The organism is Epilithonimonas zeae (assembly GCF_900141765.1).
GTDB classification, from domain to species: Bacteria; Bacteroidota; Bacteroidia; order Flavobacteriales; family Weeksellaceae; genus Epilithonimonas; species Epilithonimonas zeae.
The window spans coordinates 1950002-1966443 of sequence record NZ_FSRK01000001.1 but is presented as its reverse complement, the minus strand read 5'-3'; the positions used below and the strand labels follow the sequence as shown (position 1 = coordinate 1966443).

The 16442-nt window shown below is 34.1% G+C and carries 19 protein-coding genes; 5 read left to right on the top strand and 14 right to left on the bottom strand.

From position 1 onward, the window contains the following. Position 1 precedes the first annotated feature (1 nt). Positions 2-1165: a proline dehydrogenase family protein gene (locus BUR19_RS09055; RefSeq protein ID WP_074234987.1), complete on the top strand. Its 1164-nt coding sequence runs from the start codon at positions 2-4 to the stop codon at positions 1163-1165. On the opposite strand, the gene BUR19_RS09050 is transcribed toward BUR19_RS09055, so the two are convergent. The 10 genes from BUR19_RS09050 to BUR19_RS09005 form a co-directional block, all read right to left on the bottom strand. Next, positions 1162-1419, bottom strand: a complete 258-nt coding sequence (locus BUR19_RS09050; protein ID WP_074234985.1) for a hypothetical protein — start codon at positions 1417-1419, stop codon at positions 1162-1164. The two genes, BUR19_RS09055 and BUR19_RS09050, sit on opposite strands and share 4 nt — an antisense overlap. Before the next feature lie 17 nt (positions 1420-1436). After that, positions 1437-1880: a nuclear transport factor 2 family protein gene (locus tag BUR19_RS09045; protein WP_083600715.1), complete on the bottom strand. Its 444-nt coding sequence runs from the start codon at positions 1878-1880 to the stop codon at positions 1437-1439. Between the two features lie 60 nt (positions 1881-1940). After that, positions 1941-2681, bottom strand: coding sequence for a hypothetical protein (locus tag BUR19_RS09040; protein WP_074234983.1), 741 nt, complete (start codon positions 2679-2681; stop codon positions 1941-1943). 12 nt (positions 2682-2693) lie between these two features. After that, on the bottom strand, positions 2694-3725 hold the full coding sequence (locus BUR19_RS09035; protein ID WP_139297294.1) for a hypothetical protein: 1032 nt from the start codon (positions 3723-3725) through the stop codon (positions 2694-2696). 9 nt (positions 3726-3734) lie between these two features. Beyond that, entirely contained in the window at positions 3735-4328 is a 594-nt protein-coding gene (locus BUR19_RS09030; protein ID WP_139297293.1) for a hypothetical protein, read from the bottom strand. Between the two features lie 7 nt (positions 4329-4335). After that, the gene (locus tag BUR19_RS09025) at positions 4336-5112 is read right to left on the bottom strand and encodes a hypothetical protein (protein ID WP_074234977.1); all 777 of its coding nucleotides are present in this window, start codon (positions 5110-5112) and stop codon (positions 4336-4338) included. Positions 5113-5137: 25 nt separating this feature from the next. Then, on the bottom strand, positions 5138-5878 hold the full coding sequence (locus BUR19_RS09020) for a hypothetical protein (protein WP_074234975.1): 741 nt from the start codon (positions 5876-5878) through the stop codon (positions 5138-5140). Between the two features lie 68 nt (positions 5879-5946). Then, a complete protein-coding gene (locus tag BUR19_RS09015) occupies positions 5947-7053 on the bottom strand; it encodes a hypothetical protein (RefSeq protein ID WP_074234973.1) in 1107 nt (368 codons plus the stop codon). A 71-nt stretch (positions 7054-7124) separates the two neighbouring features. Further along, positions 7125-7544 (bottom strand): hypothetical protein, encoded by a 420-nt coding sequence (locus tag BUR19_RS09010; protein WP_139297292.1) that lies wholly within the window; start codon positions 7542-7544, stop codon positions 7125-7127. 21 nt (positions 7545-7565) lie between these two features. Further along, positions 7566-8555, bottom strand: a complete 990-nt coding sequence (locus BUR19_RS09005; RefSeq protein WP_074234968.1) for a hypothetical protein — start codon at positions 8553-8555, stop codon at positions 7566-7568. A gap of 135 nt (positions 8556-8690) precedes the next feature. Here BUR19_RS09005 and BUR19_RS09000 point away from each other — a divergent pair, with 135 nt between their 5' ends. Continuing rightward, positions 8691-9209, top strand: a complete 519-nt coding sequence (locus tag BUR19_RS09000) for a DUF421 domain-containing protein (RefSeq protein ID WP_074234966.1) — start codon at positions 8691-8693, stop codon at positions 9207-9209. Between the two features lie 7 nt (positions 9210-9216). Here the strand turns inward: BUR19_RS09000 and BUR19_RS08995 are convergent, their stop codons facing one another. The 4 genes from BUR19_RS08995 to trhA all read right to left on the bottom strand — a co-directional run bounded on the left by BUR19_RS08995 (position 9217) and on the right by trhA (position 12710). Next, entirely contained in the window at positions 9217-9429 is a 213-nt protein-coding gene (locus BUR19_RS08995; RefSeq protein WP_074234963.1) for a hypothetical protein, read from the bottom strand. Between the two features lie 72 nt (positions 9430-9501). After that, entirely contained in the window at positions 9502-10107 is a 606-nt protein-coding gene (pncA, locus tag BUR19_RS08990; protein WP_074234961.1) for a bifunctional nicotinamidase/pyrazinamidase, read from the bottom strand. A 116-nt stretch (positions 10108-10223) separates the two neighbouring features. Continuing rightward, positions 10224-11849: an L-glutamate gamma-semialdehyde dehydrogenase gene (gene pruA, locus BUR19_RS08985; protein WP_074234960.1), complete on the bottom strand. Its 1626-nt coding sequence runs from the start codon at positions 11847-11849 to the stop codon at positions 10224-10226. A 225-nt stretch (positions 11850-12074) separates the two neighbouring features. Further along, entirely contained in the window at positions 12075-12710 is a 636-nt protein-coding gene (gene trhA / locus BUR19_RS08980; protein WP_074234957.1) for a PAQR family membrane homeostasis protein TrhA, read from the bottom strand. Positions 12711-12899: 189 nt separating this feature from the next. Between trhA and BUR19_RS08975 the strand changes: the two genes are divergently transcribed. The 3 genes from BUR19_RS08975 (at position 12900) to BUR19_RS08965 (ending at position 16442) form a co-directional block, all read left to right on the top strand. Further along, positions 12900-14429 carry a T9SS type A sorting domain-containing protein gene (locus BUR19_RS08975; RefSeq protein ID WP_074234955.1) on the top strand — a complete coding sequence of 510 codons (1530 nt, stop codon included), beginning with the start codon at positions 12900-12902 and terminating at the stop codon, positions 14427-14429. A gap of 6 nt (positions 14430-14435) precedes the next feature. Then, positions 14436-15809 carry a D-alanyl-D-alanine carboxypeptidase/D-alanyl-D-alanine endopeptidase gene (gene dacB / locus BUR19_RS08970; protein WP_074234953.1) on the top strand — a complete coding sequence of 458 codons (1374 nt, stop codon included), beginning with the start codon at positions 14436-14438 and terminating at the stop codon, positions 15807-15809. 147 nt (positions 15810-15956) lie between these two features. Further along, positions 15957-16442 (top strand): DNA-deoxyinosine glycosylase, encoded by a 486-nt coding sequence (locus BUR19_RS08965; RefSeq protein WP_074234951.1) that lies wholly within the window; start codon positions 15957-15959, stop codon positions 16440-16442.

Sequence of the window (16442 nt, the reverse complement as noted above, 5' to 3'; positions counted from 1 at the left end):
TATGAGTATTTTCAATGATACAAAGCTCGCATTTGCCGATAAAACGGATGCTCAGCTCAAAAAAGCCTATTGGATGTTCAAGGCGATTGAACAGCCTGCATTGACCAATATTGGCGTTTCTCTTCTCAATTTTACAGTTAGGAACAATTTTCCGTTTGTGGACGGGATTGTGAAGCAGACTTTATTTGAACAGTTTTGCGGAGGTGAAACCAGAGAAGAAAGTATGAAAGTGGTAAAACAGATGTTCAAGCGCGGCGTTGGAAGTATCTTCGATTACTCGATTGAAGGGAAAGAAGAGGAAGAGGTTTTTGATGCTGTTTGTAAAGAGATAAAGGATATTGTGAGATTTTCTGTTGGGAATCCGGCGATTCCGTTTATCGTTTTCAAGCCAACGGCTTTTGGGAGAATTGATATCTACGAAGAAGTTGGAAAAGGAAAAGAACTCACAACCAGCCAAAAAGAAGAGTGGAATAGAGTAGTGCAGCGTTTTGATGAAGTGTGTAAACTTTGTTTCGAAAGCGATAAAAAAGTAATGGTAGATGCGGAAGAAACCTGGATGCAGGATGCGGCTGACCAGCTTTGCGAAGAAATGATGGAAAAGTATAATAAGGAAAAAGCCATCGTTTGGAACACCATCCAAATGTACAGAACCGGTCGTCTGGAATATATGAACGCTCATCTGGAAAGAGCCAGAGATAAAGGTTATTTCATTGGTTATAAGATTGTTCGAGGTGCTTATATGGAAAAAGAAAGAAAGAGAGCCGAAGAACAAAATTATCCGGATCCAATCCAGCCGAATAAGCAAGCAACTGATGATAATTACAATGCCGGAATCGATTTTGTAATGGGACATCTGGACAAGGTTTCTGCATTTTTCGGGACACACAATGAAAAGTCATCCGAATTGGTAATGGACAAAATGAAAACTAAAGGATTAGAACACGACAATCCGCATATCTATTTTGGACAGCTTTATGGAATGAGTGATAACATTACTTATTATTTAGCCAACCAACATTATAACGTGGCGAAATATCTTCCGTATGGACCTGTGAAAGATGTTGTTCCTTATCTTACAAGACGTGCACAGGAAAATACTTCTGTTGCCGGACAAACGGGAAGAGAATTAGGATTGATACAGAAAGAATTGAAGAGAAGAAATTAGAAATTAGAAAATCCGCTGTGAGGCGGATTTTTTAATGATTTAGAGGGAAATTTTATAATCAAATTTCCTTTGCTATCTAAGAAAGAATCATCAGTTAAGATTATTTCATCATCTAAATGCATACTTTTTAATTTTTCAACAAGGTCTATTGTAAATTTTTTTATTTCTTCACTAGGATTAGTTATCCCTTCTTCCTGCATTTCTTTTCTGATAGAGTAGATATTAAGATAGTGTTGAACATCAAGATTTTTCATTTATTTTTGCTTAATGATTATTTCTTCTTCTCCACCTTCACAGCCTGCCTAGCCAACAATTTCCAGCCACTTTTAGTTTTCTGCCAAACGTACAAGATATCCAAGCTCACTTCTCCTTGTTCTTTTCCCAAATCGTGAGTTTTTGCATACAAATGATTACGGACAATCGCTGTTTTATCTACAATTTGAATAGATTGATTGGTGTTTTCAATGGATAGGAAATTGGATTTTTTGCTGACCAATTTTTCTACAAATTCCTTAGCATCATCAATATGACCGCCCGAATGCCCGTAAGTCAATTCCGGAAGAATCAAGGATTCTAAAATTGCTTTGTCTCCGCTAATCATTGCTAATCTTAGTTTTTCTGAAGCTTCGGCAACGGATTGCTGGTCATTGTTTTTCTGTGCAAATATAATTGTTACTGTTATTAAACTTAATGTCAATAATAATTTCTTTATCATAATTACTTTAATATTTGAATCAAAGATAATCAACATTCCCGTTTTATTATTAGTCAACTCTTAAGTTTCCGCATCAATGACCTTATAAGCTTCCGCAATTACAGCATCTGGCGAAGCATCATCAAATTTGATTTTCTGTGGTTTCAGGTGAAAAGTCTTTTCTGTAGAAGGCATTTCTTCTTCCATTGTATTGATAAGTTCCTGAAAAAGTTCTCCTTTAATCACATCATAATCAAGAGATTGATGACTTCCGGCGCCCATATTGTAAGTTTCGATATGGGTTAACAGCAAATCATTTCCGAAATATTTGAAATCACTGAAAAGATTACCACTCGGACCAATCCCATAAAGCTGAATTGTTAAAACACCTTTGTCAATGGAAACATCTTCTGTCTCATAAAGTTTGAAATCACTGTCATTATATTCTGCCGGCATTGCAAGATGCGAGATTTTATCCAAACGATAGGTTTTGTCTGGATTTTGGAGAAGAACCAGCATAGAGCGAGGTGCCGTTTTATTTTTCTTGTCTTTTCTAACGATAACGATATCGTCTAATTTATCGCCATTCAAATCGCCTTCTGCTTGATATTGAATTTCGAAAATATCCGGTTCGGTAATGAAATCTTCTGCTTTCTTTCCGGTTTTCGGAAAAACGTACGCTGGGTCTTCATCAGGTTCATCATATTCGTTTTCAGATTCTTTAGTTTGCGGAACTGTTGTTTTTTCTTCCGGGATTTCCTCTTTTTTATTACAGCCGATGATGATTATCAAAGCAGATAAAATTGCGATTAGTTTTTTCATTAGTGTTTATTTTTAAGTGTTTTCTGTTAATTGCTTTGCTTTTATTCGTTTGTGAATCAGCCACATTATGATTCCGTAGAATAACAACAAAAGCGGATAGGTCACAACATATAAAAAGACGTAACCGTGCTTGGTGCTTGATTTTCCTAAACTAAAATCGATAAGGCTGTACGATAATAAAAAAATCGCATAAAATAGAATAGGAACCAGAATAATCCCAAGAATCAGCACGAGTATTTTAGGATTCTTTTTTATTAATTTTAAATGAACGAAAAACATTGCTACAAGAGCGATTGCTGAAATTCCGAAAGGGCCTATGGCTACAAGAACTTTTGAGATGAAAGAGATTTTTTCAAATACTGTTATTTCGATATTATCTCGATTTTGCGGTGTGATAGTCCATTTCAGAATATTACCCGATTCTTTTTCCTTACCCAGATTTGATTCTTTGAATTCCGTTTGATTATTCAATATCAAAGTCACATCAATCGGTCCAAATGACTTCCAATACTTAGATGGCGAGAGCGAATATTCTAATTTGTAATTGGTAACAAACCCCATTGTATTATATTCCATTTTTCCGTCATATTGGACTTCGATGATATTATCACCCTTTTCCAAATCAGCAGAAAAATAAATCAAATCATTTTGATTAATGTAAAACTCCTGCTTTCCATCAAAAGTGATAAACGTTTCATTGGCATTTTTCTTAATAAATGGATAAGTCTTTTTTTCGAAATCCAAAGGCTGAATTGTTGCTACTCGATTATTGACTTTTATATCCTGCTTTTCAGATAAATCAATCGCTACAAATAACAACGGAAGTGTTTGTTTCTGTGGAGAATAGATGTGATATTTGATAGAGTAATTAGCATAATGATGGTTAAGAGAATCCTTGACAATGTGGATAAGAATAGATTCTTTTTTGACAGAAGCATCGCCACCAAACAAAACCGAGTGCTGTGAACCTTCCATCCAAGGTTTTGCCATATTACTAAACATCAGAAGCGGAAAGAGTAGCAGTAGAAAGAATATTTTTTTCATTGTCTAATTTTAATATATGAATCCGAATGGTGAAAAATCTTTCAGTTTGGGCAGAACCGACAGTTTGTCTTTTGTCTTAATCAGTTTCAGGACTTTATCTGTTTCGTAATCGGTGTGTTTTTCAATTTTTTCGCCAGTTGAAAGATTGTAATCTATATGATTCAAATAGCCGGCGCCAGCGGTGTAAGAACTGAAACCAATCAACTCAAATTCGCTATTTTGATAGCGGAATTTATGCGTAAGACTTCCTTTGATTAATTGATTTCTAAAAATAAGAACTCCATTTTTGATTTTCAATTCTTCCAGAGACGTTTCTGTTCTGCTGTCGCCATACGGAAACCTTTCCATCACGGCTTTGGTAGATGAAAGTACTTTTTGATAAGCTCCGTTTTTGGTCTGAAAAAATATTTCTAACAAATTAGGTCGTCGCTTATCGCTCGTATCTTCTTTCACAATCACCATATCCGGAAGATTATCTTTGTTTAGGTCGCCATAGATTTTATAGACAACTAAGTCGTAATTGCTCTTTTTTTCTTGAGAGAATATAGAATGAATGCTTAGAAAAATTGCTAAAAGTAGAAGGGTTTTAGTTTTTAAATTCATCGTTTGTTTATTTTTCAATGATTTTCACTTTGAAATATTTTTTAGCTTTTCCGAATTCGCTTGATTCTGTGAGGAATAAAGTGTTGTCATCCGCCCAAAAAGATTCTCCAACAATACAAAGCCAAACTTTGGTCAGCTTTTCAAATTCATCATCCAACTGTATAGTCTTCACATAATCATCATCAATTTTCTTTTGAATGAAATATGAAGAACATTCTTGTCCTCCGAAATGCCCATTCAATCTGAATTTTCCGGATGGTGAGAAATTAATATAATCTGGATTTCCGGTTTCCTCAGTTTCTTTACCGTTCTTCAAATTAAAACTGATGTCCGTTGTGTGCCCGCCCTCACAGAGCAAAATGTCTTCTTCAGGATAATAAGCAATGAAAGAGTAATAATCGTATTCATTTGTATTACCATATTCTTTGCCGTTTCTGAAATGTATTTTTTTTACAAGCGGATGGTTATCATAATCCGGATTTTCATCAAATTCAATAATACCTTTCAATAGCTTTTTTGCTTGATTAAAGTCTGTGATTTTGGTGATTTTTTTCTTATTAATGTTATTCTTTACTGCGAAATGTAGATACTCTAATGAATCAATTTTTTCAACCTCAATAGAATACTGAAGTTCTTTTTTAGACTCTTCAACTATGATTGATTTTACACTGTCTTTTGGTTTTCGAACTTCGGTTTTGGAGAGATTTTCTTGTTCCGTTTCCTTTTTACAAGATTGAAGAGCAAAAAGCGTTATTAAGAAAATTTGAAAAAATTTACTTTTCATTTTTAAGTTATGTCTTTATGATTTGTTATTCCATCAATTTGGTGCCAAATTCTTTAAAAGAGTCTTTAGCGCCGCCCATAAAAAATGTTTCCAAAAGATTTTCGTTTTCGCCTTCTCTTGCTACTTTTTTTAGCTTATTAGAATTGTTATAATCAAAAATGTAGGATTCATCGAAGGTTTCTGTCAATTCTTCATTCACATACATTTCAACTTCAAAAGTCACTTTGATTGATGATGAATTAATCTGCTCAATATCTTTGACATTGTGTGTCATTGCACAACCAGTTCCACAACTTAGTACAAAATTCTGATTTTTGAGTTTTGAAAAATCTCTTTTCTGAGTTTTACTTTTGATTTTTTTCCAAGAAATCAAATACTCAGTAAAATCCAAATAGTCTGGGTCTCCAGCAGGTCTAAGACTATCTATTTTCCATTGGATTTCTAAATCGGTTCCAAGGACTATTTGTGGGTCATCATTATTGTAAATTAAACTGATGGTATCTTGATTTTTCTTGACAATAAAACGCCAATCATCGCCATTATCATCAAAGTTGACAAACTGAACAATATCAGTATAAATTTTCCCTAATTCAAGCTTCTCATCAGGTCTCAATTGACTTTTGAATACTGTTGAATCTTTCTTTTCCTCAGTTTCTTTTTTCACTGAATTTTCCTTATTCGTTGGCTTTTCTTTCTTCTCACAAGATTGTAAACTGAAACTCAAAAAAACGATTGATAATAGGATAGAAGTGATTTTGTTTTTCATTGGCTTTTAGTTTTAGAAAGATTTATGATTTGCTGAATGATTGATGATTATGATTTTATATTAGAAAATTAATAATATAAAATGGTTCTGTCCCAAGTCAGACGTTCATCTATCTGCATTTCATCACTGAAACGGCTTTTCTCAAAAGATGTTTTTTGTTTCCAAATCCAGTTATTTTGATTGTCATATTTGTAATCGTAAACAATATAGTCTCCATCTTTGTAAACCGATTTTATCACATCGCCTTGAGGATTATATTGATGATGAAGATAGTCTCTCATCGTTCCGTCTTGGTTTAGAAAATTTTCTTCAGTCAGTTGCCCCAAATTATTGTAAACAAAAGTCGATGTTTTATTTCTTTTGGTATCTCTATAACTATTGAAGATTTCTTGCTTTTTAATCAACTGATTTTTTGTATTAAAAACATACATCTCGTTAGTTTCCTGTTTTCTTTCCTCATTAATCTCTTTTTTTACTACAAAAAATTCGTTTTCGGTTTTGGAGCATTCAAATGTGATTTTTTTCTTTATCGTTTTTTTTTCTTTATCGGTTATTTCAACTTCATAAAGTCCCATTGCATTATAGAGAAAATGGTTTTTAGCCATTAGATTTTTTTTATCACCTAGATATATTTCAGTATTGATGATTTGGTTTTTATCGTTGTAAAATACTTGACTAAAACTTTCAAGTCCTTGAGATTTGCTCCATTTATCCATCATCTCTTTCGCATAGGTTTGTAAAAAGCCTTGGTTAGAAAATGTCAAATCTACAGTATTTCCTTTGGAAAGTGTTTCGCTGTAGCCTACCAAAGTGTCTCGTTTTTCTACATTTTTTATGTTTTTCACAGTTCCTCTCAAACCAAAATCTTTTGCCATAAATCCTTCTCCGAATTTATCAGCTCCTAAAATGATTGCAACATTGTCACAAGCACATTTTTTTGCATTAGAATCCAAGTTCAGATTTTCTATAACTTTTGATTCTTGAACATTGATATTTTCATTGGGAAGAGTTGGAGGTGAAATATATTGTATATCGCTTACTTTATTCGTTTCTTCAACTACACTTGGTTTTATTGCTTCCACTTTTGGAGGCGGAAGTGGTTTCTGTTTTTTCTTTTGTCCAAGAGCAATTGTGAAACAGAAAATAAGTAAAAGGAGGGAGTTTATTTTTTTCATTCTTTGAATTTTAGGTCTGAAATTACAAAATTCGCTGTCTACTTTTTTTGAAGATTTTAAATTCGTTGTTTTTATTGATTTCTATAAAACTGATACAACTTTTCGATTCTTGGATAATACAAACTGTCTTGATTACCATTGGAAACTTTGAGTCTTTTTTTGTTGGAAAAATAAAGAATAATGATTTGATCCGTTCCGTCATATTGATATCTTCCAGAGTCAGATTTTATGTTTTCAAAAGCTTCAATATCAATGTTTTTCAAAAGTTTTTCCCAATTTTCAGCAGTATTTTTTATCTTTATTTCTTTAAAAGCTTCTGGATTCCAGTTAAAATAAGATTCCACAATACTATCTTTGGTAAAAACAGAACGGTGACTTTTACAGCCTTTACCACCACAAATACTTTTGAATTCAACTTTCACAATGTCTTTATCGGTTGATTGACAAGATAAAACAGAAAATAATAGGAGTAGGAAAAATAGATGCTTCATATTTTTCATTTAATCAAAGAATTAATGCCTATTGTCGCAGTCAGTATAAAGCTCTGGATAAGAAGAGTCTAAAAACGTAATGCACGGACAACCAAACGATTCTGAAACAAAACCAAAAACAACAGGTGGTTTATTTTTGAACAATTTTCCAGTCCATTGCCAATCGTTGTATTCGTTATTATTAATGAAATTCAGAGGACTGAATTCTGCGCCTTCGCCAGTTGTAAATGTTTTTGCAAACGTAACCTTGTTATCTTTTACAACGGCTAATTTTCTCTTATAAATCCCATATTCGCCTTTGTAATCCTGAATATAATAAGTAAGATTTTCAAATTTTGCCATATAAGTATTTTCTAAACTCTTGTCGTTTTTTAATGGAAAAGGAAATTGGTTACGGCTAACTTTTTTCCAATGGATTGGAATCATTTTTTCTCCAGAAAATGGGTTTTCCTTTCCAAAATACGCCCAACTATAATTGGTTTTATCCATTACAGATTGTTCTGAAGATTCAATTTGATTCAGTTCGAAACCAATCATATAATAATAATTATAAATCTCTTCGCCTTCACTAGTATAAAGGTCAAGATTAGCAACCGATTTCAAATCACGGATTGGGAATTTCTGCAACTGGGCATCTTTGTAATTGTAAAGAAACAGCGTGTCAGTTTCCGATAGGGAAGTTCCTTTTAGTAATTTTTCGCGGTAAATTCCAGTCAATTCAAAATGCTTCAGTTCGGCAAATGTCTTGGTTTTTTGATTCTGAATAATTTCCTCAGGAATTGCTAAAGAATCATTATAAATATCAGACAACGAAATGAATGTGCTGTATTTGCCAGCATTTTCCATAGAATACAAATCGAAAATATGAAAATCAGAAAGGTTTTTCTTTTCTGTAGAAATTGTATCAACAGTGATTTCTTGTTTTTTATCAACAGTTGCGACTTTCTCGACTTCTTTTTTACAAGATAAAAGGCATAATGATACAGCGAATAGTAAAAGTTGTTTTTTCATCGTTTGGTTTTATTTCAAATATAGTTTAAAATATTTTGTTTCTCACAAAGCTTTTGCGAAACAAAAATTATGCAAAATATACTTTAACAATATCCGGAAAACTATCTATCTTTATTTTATAAATTTTTTCAAACTTTGAATCCAATTCTTGATATCGTTGTTCGTTCGCTGGCAGTTTACTTTTTTATGGTCATTGCTGTGCGTGTTTTTGGTAAGAATCAATTGTCACAACTTAATGCAGGCGATGTGATTCTTCTGCTTTTGATAAGTAATGCGGTTCAGAATGCAATGGTTGGTTCCAACAGCAGTTTACAGGGTGGAATTGTCGCCGCTTTGGTTTTATTTGTAGCGAATTTTGTAGTGAAGAAATTTATCTTCAAGAATCAGAAAATAAAGGAATTGATAGAAGATAAACCTTATATTCTGGTAAAAGATGGAGTAGTGTTTCCTGCGATTCTTAAGAAAGTTCAAATCTCCGAAGACGAATTGGAAGAAGCCATTCACGAGCACGGCATCGAAAATGTGGGTGATGTGAAGTTGGCAATTCTGGAAGTGGATGGAAATATCAGTGTGATTTCAACCGATAAAAATACGGAGCAAACGCATTATTCCAGACATAAAACTAAAATGAAGCGGAAATTTAGAAATCAGTAAACTACATCTAAAATATTTTTCTACAAATATTAATGATAATAGCAATTGAGTCTGAGATAAGACTCCCGTCATCACTTTTCAAATCTTTATACGCTTTTCTTTTTTCTTTGAAATTTTTACTTTTCAATTTTTTATTGATGTTCAATAAATCAATCATCGACCAGCTGAAACCGATGATGAAAACTATAATCATTAAAAAAACTAGAAGCGTTTCATTCATTTGTGTTGATTTTAAAATTTGTCATTCCGTAAATTACTTATTATTACGGAAGGACAAATAGTGATTTCATAATTACGCTAAAATAGTAATGCCCTTCTCAGCTAAATCATAAATCGTGTTTCTAGCGCTGTCCGGTTTTACATTCACAGCTTTTGTTCCGTTGAAATGTAAGCAAGTGACAAATCCAGCATTAAAAGCATCAATCGCAGTGAATTTTACACAATAATCCAACGCCAATCCAACTATCTCAACCAACTGAATATCGTGGTATTTTAAGAAATCTTCCAATCCTGTTTTCATAAAGTGATTGTTATCTTGAAATCCGCTATAGCTGTCAATTTCAACATTTTTTCCTTTCTGTATGGTATGTGTGACTTTATCACGATTCAAATCTTTATGAAACTCTGCTCCAAAAGTTCCCTGAACACAATGGTCTGGCCACATAAATTGTGGAACGCCGTTTAGAGAAATTGTTTCTCCAACGTTTTTTCCATTGTTGGAAGCAAAACTTTTATGGTCTGCAGGATGCCAGTCTTGTGTCAAAACGATTTGGTCATATTCGTTTTCTTCCATCAGAAGATTGATATAAGGAATGATGCTGTTAGCTTCCGGAACGGCAAGAGCGCCACCTTCACAGAAATCATTTTGAACATCAACTATAATAAGCGCTTTTTTCATTGTCTAAGATTTAGGTTATTAAAATACAAAATGTCATTCTGAAAGAACCGAGCCAATTAATATAATTAGCGTTTAGATTCCTGCAAAATGACATTTTGACTTAATTTATTTTGAAATTATCCTAAATATGGATATTTATAATCTTTTGGAGAGACAAAAGTTTCCTTGATACTTCTTACAGACACCCAACGAGTCAAATTCATTTTAGAACCTGCTTTGTCATTGGTTCCAGATGCTCTAGAACCTCCGAAAGGCTGTTGTCCTACAACCGCTCCTGTTGGTTTATCATTGATGTAGAAATTTCCGGAAGCATTTTCCAAAGCTTTGTAAGCTTCGTCAATTGCATATCTGTCTTGTGCGAAGATTGAACCAGTCAAAGAATATTGCGTCGATGTGTCAACCAATCTCAAAGTATCTTCCCAGTTTTCATCTTCATAAACAAAAACAGTCAAGATTGGACCGAAGATTTCCTCAACGATACTTTCGTAATAAGGATTAATCGTTTCTATAACTGTTGGATGAACGAACCATCCTTTTTTATCGTCATATTTTCCACCGATAACAACTGTTGCATCTTCAGACTTTTCAGCTCTGTCAATATAACCTTTACATTTCTCGAAAGAATTTTTATCAATAACCGCGTTTACGAAGTTTGAAGGGTCTTCTGGAGAACCAATTTTAATCGTTTTGATTTGAGCTTCCATCACCGCTTTTACTTCATTCCAAAGCGATTTCGGAATGTAAGCTCTGGATGCAGCAGAACATTTTTGTCCTTGATATTCAAAAGCTCCTCTTACCAAACCTGTGGCAACGGCTTCAACATTCGCTGAAGGATGAACCATCACGAAGTCTTTTCCTCCAGTTTCACCAACGATTCTTGGGTAAGATTTATAATTGTGAATATTATCGCCAATCATTTTCCACATTCCTTGGAAAACCTTTGTAGAACCTGTGAAGTGAAGACCTGCGAAATCAGGATGAGCCAAAACTTTCTCAGCAGTTTCTTTTCCGTTGGTAAAAATCATATTGATAACACCATCTGGAAGTCCAGCCTCTTTCAGAACATCCATAATCACTTTTGCTGAATAAACTTGTTTGTCAGAAGGTTTCCAAACCACAACATTTCCCATCATTGCCATACAAGCCGGCAAATTTCCAGAGATTGCAGTAAAGTTGAAAGGTGTCACTGCAAAACAGAAACCTTCAAGCGGTCTGTATTCTACACGATTCCAGATTCCTGCATCAGAAACCGGCTGCTCAGCGTATAGCTCAGTCATAAATTCTACATTGAAACGTAAGAAATCGATGAATTCACAAGCCGCATCAATCTCTGCCTGATGAACGTTTTTAGATTGTCCAATCATCGTTGCAGCATTGATAACATCTCTGTAAGGTCCAGCCAAAAGGTCAGCTGCTTTCAAGAAAATTGCTGCTCTGTGTTCCCAACCCAATGCATTCCATTTTGATTTTGCAGCAAGAGCAGATTCAATGGCCTGGTCTACGTGAGACATATCACCTTCATAATAAAATCCGAAATCGTGCTGATGATCCTGAGGTGAACTCAGTTTTATTTTTTTGTCTGTTTTAATATCTTTTCCACCGATTACCATTGGGATTTCGGTTTTTTCTTTCCACATTTTTTTATAAGTAGAAATAAGGCTTTTTACCTCGTCAGAACCAGGAATATAAGAATTTACGGGTTCGTTTTGTGCAAAAGGCACTTGAGAAATGGCTTTAGACATAAATTTAATTTTTAATTTCCCCAAATTTACGATAAGGATTTCATAACTGCAATCTAAAGACTTTGTTTTATTGACTGAGATTTAGAATTGGATTTAAACTGCTGTACTGTATAGTTTTATGAATTTAACAAATGGAGTGATTTTGTTAAATTTTCTAAAATCTGTAATTGATTATTGATAAATTAACGCTTCAAATTTTACAAATTTTACATCGCTGAAAATATTCTAAGGAAGGATAAAAAAGAAAACTGCACAAAAATGCATAATACTGCCACCTAAAACGAATAAGTGCCAAATAGGATGATAAAACGGTTTTCTATCTTTAGCATAAAAATAGATTCCGAACGTGTAGCATAGTCCGCCAAGAATAATCAATGTCAATGCGCCTGTAGAAAGGTTTTCTATCATTGGTTTGATGGCTATAATGGCTGCCCAACCCATCAAAGCATACATCGAAAGAGATATTTTTTCATTATTCCTAAGTGGAGAAAATTTAAAAATAAAACCAATCAAAGCCATTCCCCAAATCACACCAAACATGCTCCAACCCCAAGCGCCTTTCAGTCCTAGAAGTGCAATGGGCGTGTAAGTTCCCGCAATGAGAAGGTAGATACTGAGATGGTCGATTCTTTGACAAATTTTTTTCCATTTCAGTTTGTAAACCGCGTGATAAACAGTGGATGCTGAATAGAGTAGTATCAAACTAATCCCGAAGACCAAAGAAGAAGCAATCGCAATCCCACTCCCGCTAATCACGGAATAGTAAATCATCAGAATCAAGGCGACGACGGAAAGTATAACCCCAAGACCGTGTGTGATGACATTGTATAATTCTTCTTTTTTGCGGTTCTTCTTCGGCATCTTTTAAATTTTAAAGTAAAGTTACCTATAAAACTGCCTGACTAACTGCTAAAACGTAAATTTAACAAATTATTATAATAATGTTATATAATATAGTATTTTTGCAAAATTCCACAATATTAACTTATTGAATATAAATGAGATTTTGTGACGGAATTTCACTAAAATTAATTATAATTAACTAATAATATGAACAAAAAACTAATTTCAATATTTGCACTTCTCTTACTTCCAATAGCTATTTATTCGCAGGCACCAGCTATTCAATGGAAAAAAACTTTTGGCGGAAGTATTCTTGATTTTGCAAAAGATGTACAGCAGACCAGTGATGGTGGCTATATTGTAGCTGGTTACTCTTATTCTTCTGACGGTGATGTAATAGGAAATGACGGCGGTATAGATTGTTGGATTGTAAAACTTAATAGCAACGGTGTTATCCAATGGCAAAAATCTTTAGGAGGAACTAGTCCTGATTATGCATATTCAATCCAGCAAACTACAGATGGAGGTTACATTATAGCTGGACGTTCTTGGTCTAATGATGGTGATGTAAACGGCAATCACGGTGATAGTGATTATTTAGTTTTTAAATTAAATGCTAATGGTGTTATTCAGTGGCAAAAATCCTTAGGCGGGAGTGATACTGATTATGCAAATTCAATTCGGCAGACTACAGATGGTGGATATATTATTGCCGGAATTTCTAATTCTAATAATTTTGATGTAACAGAAAATTATGCAGGCTACGACTTTTGGATAGTAAAATTAAATAGCAACGGTACCATCGATTGGCAAAAATCTTATGGTGGAGGTGGTGAAGACTGGGCTAATTCTGTTCAGCAAACCGTGGATGGTGGATACATTGTGGCAGGTTATTCTAATTCTAATAACGGCACTGTCACAGGAAACCATGGTGATACAGATTATTGGGTGATAAAATTAGATAATAACGGTATTGTGGAATGGCAAAAATCCTTAGGCGGTAGTAATACTGATAAAGCCAATGCTATCCAGCAGACTGCTGATGGCGGTTATATTATTGCAGGAGAGTCAAAATCCAATAATGGTGATGTATCAGGAAATCATGGAGGAACTGATTGTTGGATTGTAAAGCTAAATGGAAACGGTAATATTGAATGGCAAAAAACTGTTGGAGGAAGTCTTAATGATTCTGCAAACTCTATAAAGCAAACTTCAGATGGCGGCTATATTATAGCTGGTAATTCTGAATCTAATAATGGTGATGCAACACAAAATTTTGGAAAGACTGATTATTGGATTTTTAAGTTAAGTCAAAATGGTAATTTGCAATGGCAGAAATCTTTGGGTGGAAGTGATAGTGAAACTGTGGCCGCAGCTCAACAAACTTCTGATGGAGGGTATATTGTAGCAGGATCTTCTTATTCTAATAATGGAGATGTAGCAGGAAATCAAGGGTATTCTGACTATTGGGTGGTAAAATTGGGTCCGGATAATTTGAATACCAATGAGTTTACTCTTAAAAACACTGTTCTTGTAGAAAATCCTGCCAAGGATCTGCTAAAGATACATAGTAAAGATAGTATTACATCTTTGCAGCTATATAGTATGGGTGGCAGAATCATAAAAACGAGCAACTCGAAAACGATGTCAGTTAAAGAATTACCAAAAGGTATCTATATTTTAAAGATACAGCTGGAAAATGGCAAAACTATTTCTGAAAAAATAATAAAAGAATAAGTATTGATGAAGTATTTTCTTTTAATACCATTACTTATTTCGCAAACTTACTTTTCCCAATCGGTTTCTGATCAACTGGACAAATCTGTGAAAGAAATGATGTCTGCGTCCAACGCTTTGTCGGCCAATCTTTCGTTCTATGTTTCGGATGAGAATGGAAACTTGGTTTATGAATATAATGGGAACAAAGGGCTTTCCACAGCCAGCACACAAAAGATTTTTACATCTGTTGCGGCTTTGGAAACGTTAGGTAAGAATTATCAGTTCAAAACAACAGCTTCCTACTCTGGGAAAATATCGAACGGAACTTTGGATGGTGATTTTTACATCACTTCCAATGGTGACCCAACTTTGGGAACTTGGCGGTACGAAAATTATAAACCTGAAAACTTCAAACAGCAGTTATTAGAAGCTATCAAAAAATCCGGAATCAAGAAAATATCAGGCAATCTGATTGTGGATGATTCTTATTTTGATTTCCAAAGTACGCCTGGTGGCTGGCCTTGGAATGATTTAGGGAATTATTATGGTGCAGGAACATTTGGAGTGAATTGGAGGGAGAATCAGTTTGATATTAATATTAATGGAAATCAGTTCAAGAATTTTTCATATGATTTGGATAATGTCAATTGGATCAATGAACTGAAAACCGGCGGAAGCTCTGACCAAAGTCTGATCTTCACAGCACCACATTCTGAAACCGCAATGATTAATGGAATGTTACCTGCCGGAAAAGTAAGTATCGTTTCCGGCGCAACACCTAATCCGCCAATGCAATTGGCTGTTGAAATCAAAAAGCTGCTGACAGAAAATGGAATTTCAATCTCAGGGAAAACAACCACTTATTATAATGAAAAGATTACCGGAAAATCCATTTCAAAAGTACCAACTCAAAATCAAATCTTTGAATATAAATCACCAACGCTGGACAAAATTGTCTATTGGTTTTTGAGAAAAAGTATCAATCTTTATGGAGAAACGCTCATCAAAACAATGGCGAAAGAAAAACGAAATAATCCAACTTTTGAAACCGGTGTTGATTTTCTCAAAGATTTTTGGAAGTCAAAAGGAATTAATCCAAATATGATTAATTTTGCTGACGGAAGCGGACTTTCGCCACAGAATTATGTTTCTGCAAAAGCCCAGGTTCAGGCTTTGTTATATGCTAAAAAACAAAATTGGTTCGATGCTTTTTATGAAGGTTTCCCAACTCAGAATGGCATCAAAATGAAAAGTGGAACCATCAAAGACAGCAAATCTTTTGCAGGTTATCAGACTTCCAAAAGTGGAAAAAATTATGTGTTCTCCATTATTCTAAACAATTATCAGGGCGGAAGTATCAGTAATACTTTGTTCAAAATTCTGGATAATCTTAAGTAGAGTTTTAAACGCAAAGGCACAAAAATTGAATCAGAATGATGCTTTAAGGGACAAAGTAACTTCATTAAATTCTAAAACCGTAGTTTTACTTTGCGACTTTTACTGAATTAATTTTAAATTAAATTTTGCGACTTTGCTATAAACAAAATGAACCGAATCAATTCTTTTCCACCAATTGTAGATGAACATTCACAAATTCTGATTCTTGGTTCTGTTCCTGGAGTTAAATCTTTGGAAATGCAGCAATATTATGCGCATCCACAAAATCAGTTCTGGAGATTGATGTTTTATCTTTTTGATACAGAATTTTCTACGGATTATAACACGAGATTAGAATTACTGAAAACCAATAAAATCGCACTTTGGGATGTCATCGAAAGTTGTGAACGAAAAGGAAGTCTGGATACGGAAATCAAGAATGAAATTGATAACAATATTCCGCAACTCATAAAGAATCATCCGAACATCAAAATCATCTTCTGCAACGGACAAAAGTCGTACAAAAATCTCATTAAAATTTTGGGCAAGAATTTCAAAATCCCGATTATGGTTTTACCTTCTACAAGTCCGCTTCATACTGTTAAGTTTGAGGAGAAATTGGAGAGCTGGAAAGTGATTAAAGATTATTTGTAA

Bases quoted from the DNA above. Each gene is read 5' to 3' on its own strand.
- BUR19_RS09055 (WP_074234987.1), top strand. From the start codon at position 2: ATGAGTATTTTCAATGATACAAAGCTCGCATTTGCCGATAAAACGGAT.
- BUR19_RS09050 (WP_074234985.1), bottom strand. From the start codon at position 1,419: ATGAAAAATCTTGATGTTCAACACTATCTTAATATCTACTCTATCAGA.
- BUR19_RS09045 (WP_083600715.1), bottom strand. From the start codon at position 1,880: ATGATAAAGAAATTATTATTGACATTAAGTTTAATAACAGTAACAATT.
- BUR19_RS09040 (WP_074234983.1), bottom strand. From the start codon at position 2,681: ATGAAAAAACTAATCGCAATTTTATCTGCTTTGATAATCATCATCGGC.
- BUR19_RS09035 (WP_139297294.1), bottom strand. From the start codon at position 3,725: ATGAAAAAAATATTCTTTCTACTGCTACTCTTTCCGCTTCTGATGTTT.
- BUR19_RS09030 (WP_139297293.1), bottom strand. From the start codon at position 4,328: ATGAATTTAAAAACTAAAACCCTTCTACTTTTAGCAATTTTTCTAAGC.
- BUR19_RS09025 (WP_074234977.1), bottom strand. From the start codon at position 5,112: ATGAAAAGTAAATTTTTTCAAATTTTCTTAATAACGCTTTTTGCTCTT.
- BUR19_RS09020 (WP_074234975.1), bottom strand. From the start codon at position 5,878: ATGAAAAACAAAATCACTTCTATCCTATTATCAATCGTTTTTTTGAGT.
- BUR19_RS09015 (WP_074234973.1), bottom strand. From the start codon at position 7,053: ATGAAAAAAATAAACTCCCTCCTTTTACTTATTTTCTGTTTCACAATT.
- BUR19_RS09010 (WP_139297292.1), bottom strand. From the start codon at position 7,544: ATGAAGCATCTATTTTTCCTACTCCTATTATTTTCTGTTTTATCTTGT.
- BUR19_RS09005 (WP_074234968.1), bottom strand. From the start codon at position 8,555: ATGAAAAAACAACTTTTACTATTCGCTGTATCATTATGCCTTTTATCT.
- BUR19_RS08995 (WP_074234963.1), bottom strand. From the start codon at position 9,429: ATGAATGAAACGCTTCTAGTTTTTTTAATGATTATAGTTTTCATCATC.
- pncA (WP_074234961.1), bottom strand. From the start codon at position 10,107: ATGAAAAAAGCGCTTATTATAGTTGATGTTCAAAATGATTTCTGTGAA.
- pruA (WP_074234960.1), bottom strand. From the start codon at position 11,849: ATGTCTAAAGCCATTTCTCAAGTGCCTTTTGCACAAAACGAACCCGTA.
- trhA (WP_074234957.1), bottom strand. From the start codon at position 12,710: ATGCCGAAGAAGAACCGCAAAAAAGAAGAATTATACAATGTCATCACA.
- BUR19_RS08975 (WP_074234955.1), top strand. From the start codon at position 12,900: ATGAACAAAAAACTAATTTCAATATTTGCACTTCTCTTACTTCCAATA.
- dacB (WP_074234953.1), top strand. From the start codon at position 14,436: ATGAAGTATTTTCTTTTAATACCATTACTTATTTCGCAAACTTACTTT.
- BUR19_RS08965 (WP_074234951.1), top strand. From the start codon at position 15,957: ATGAACCGAATCAATTCTTTTCCACCAATTGTAGATGAACATTCACAA.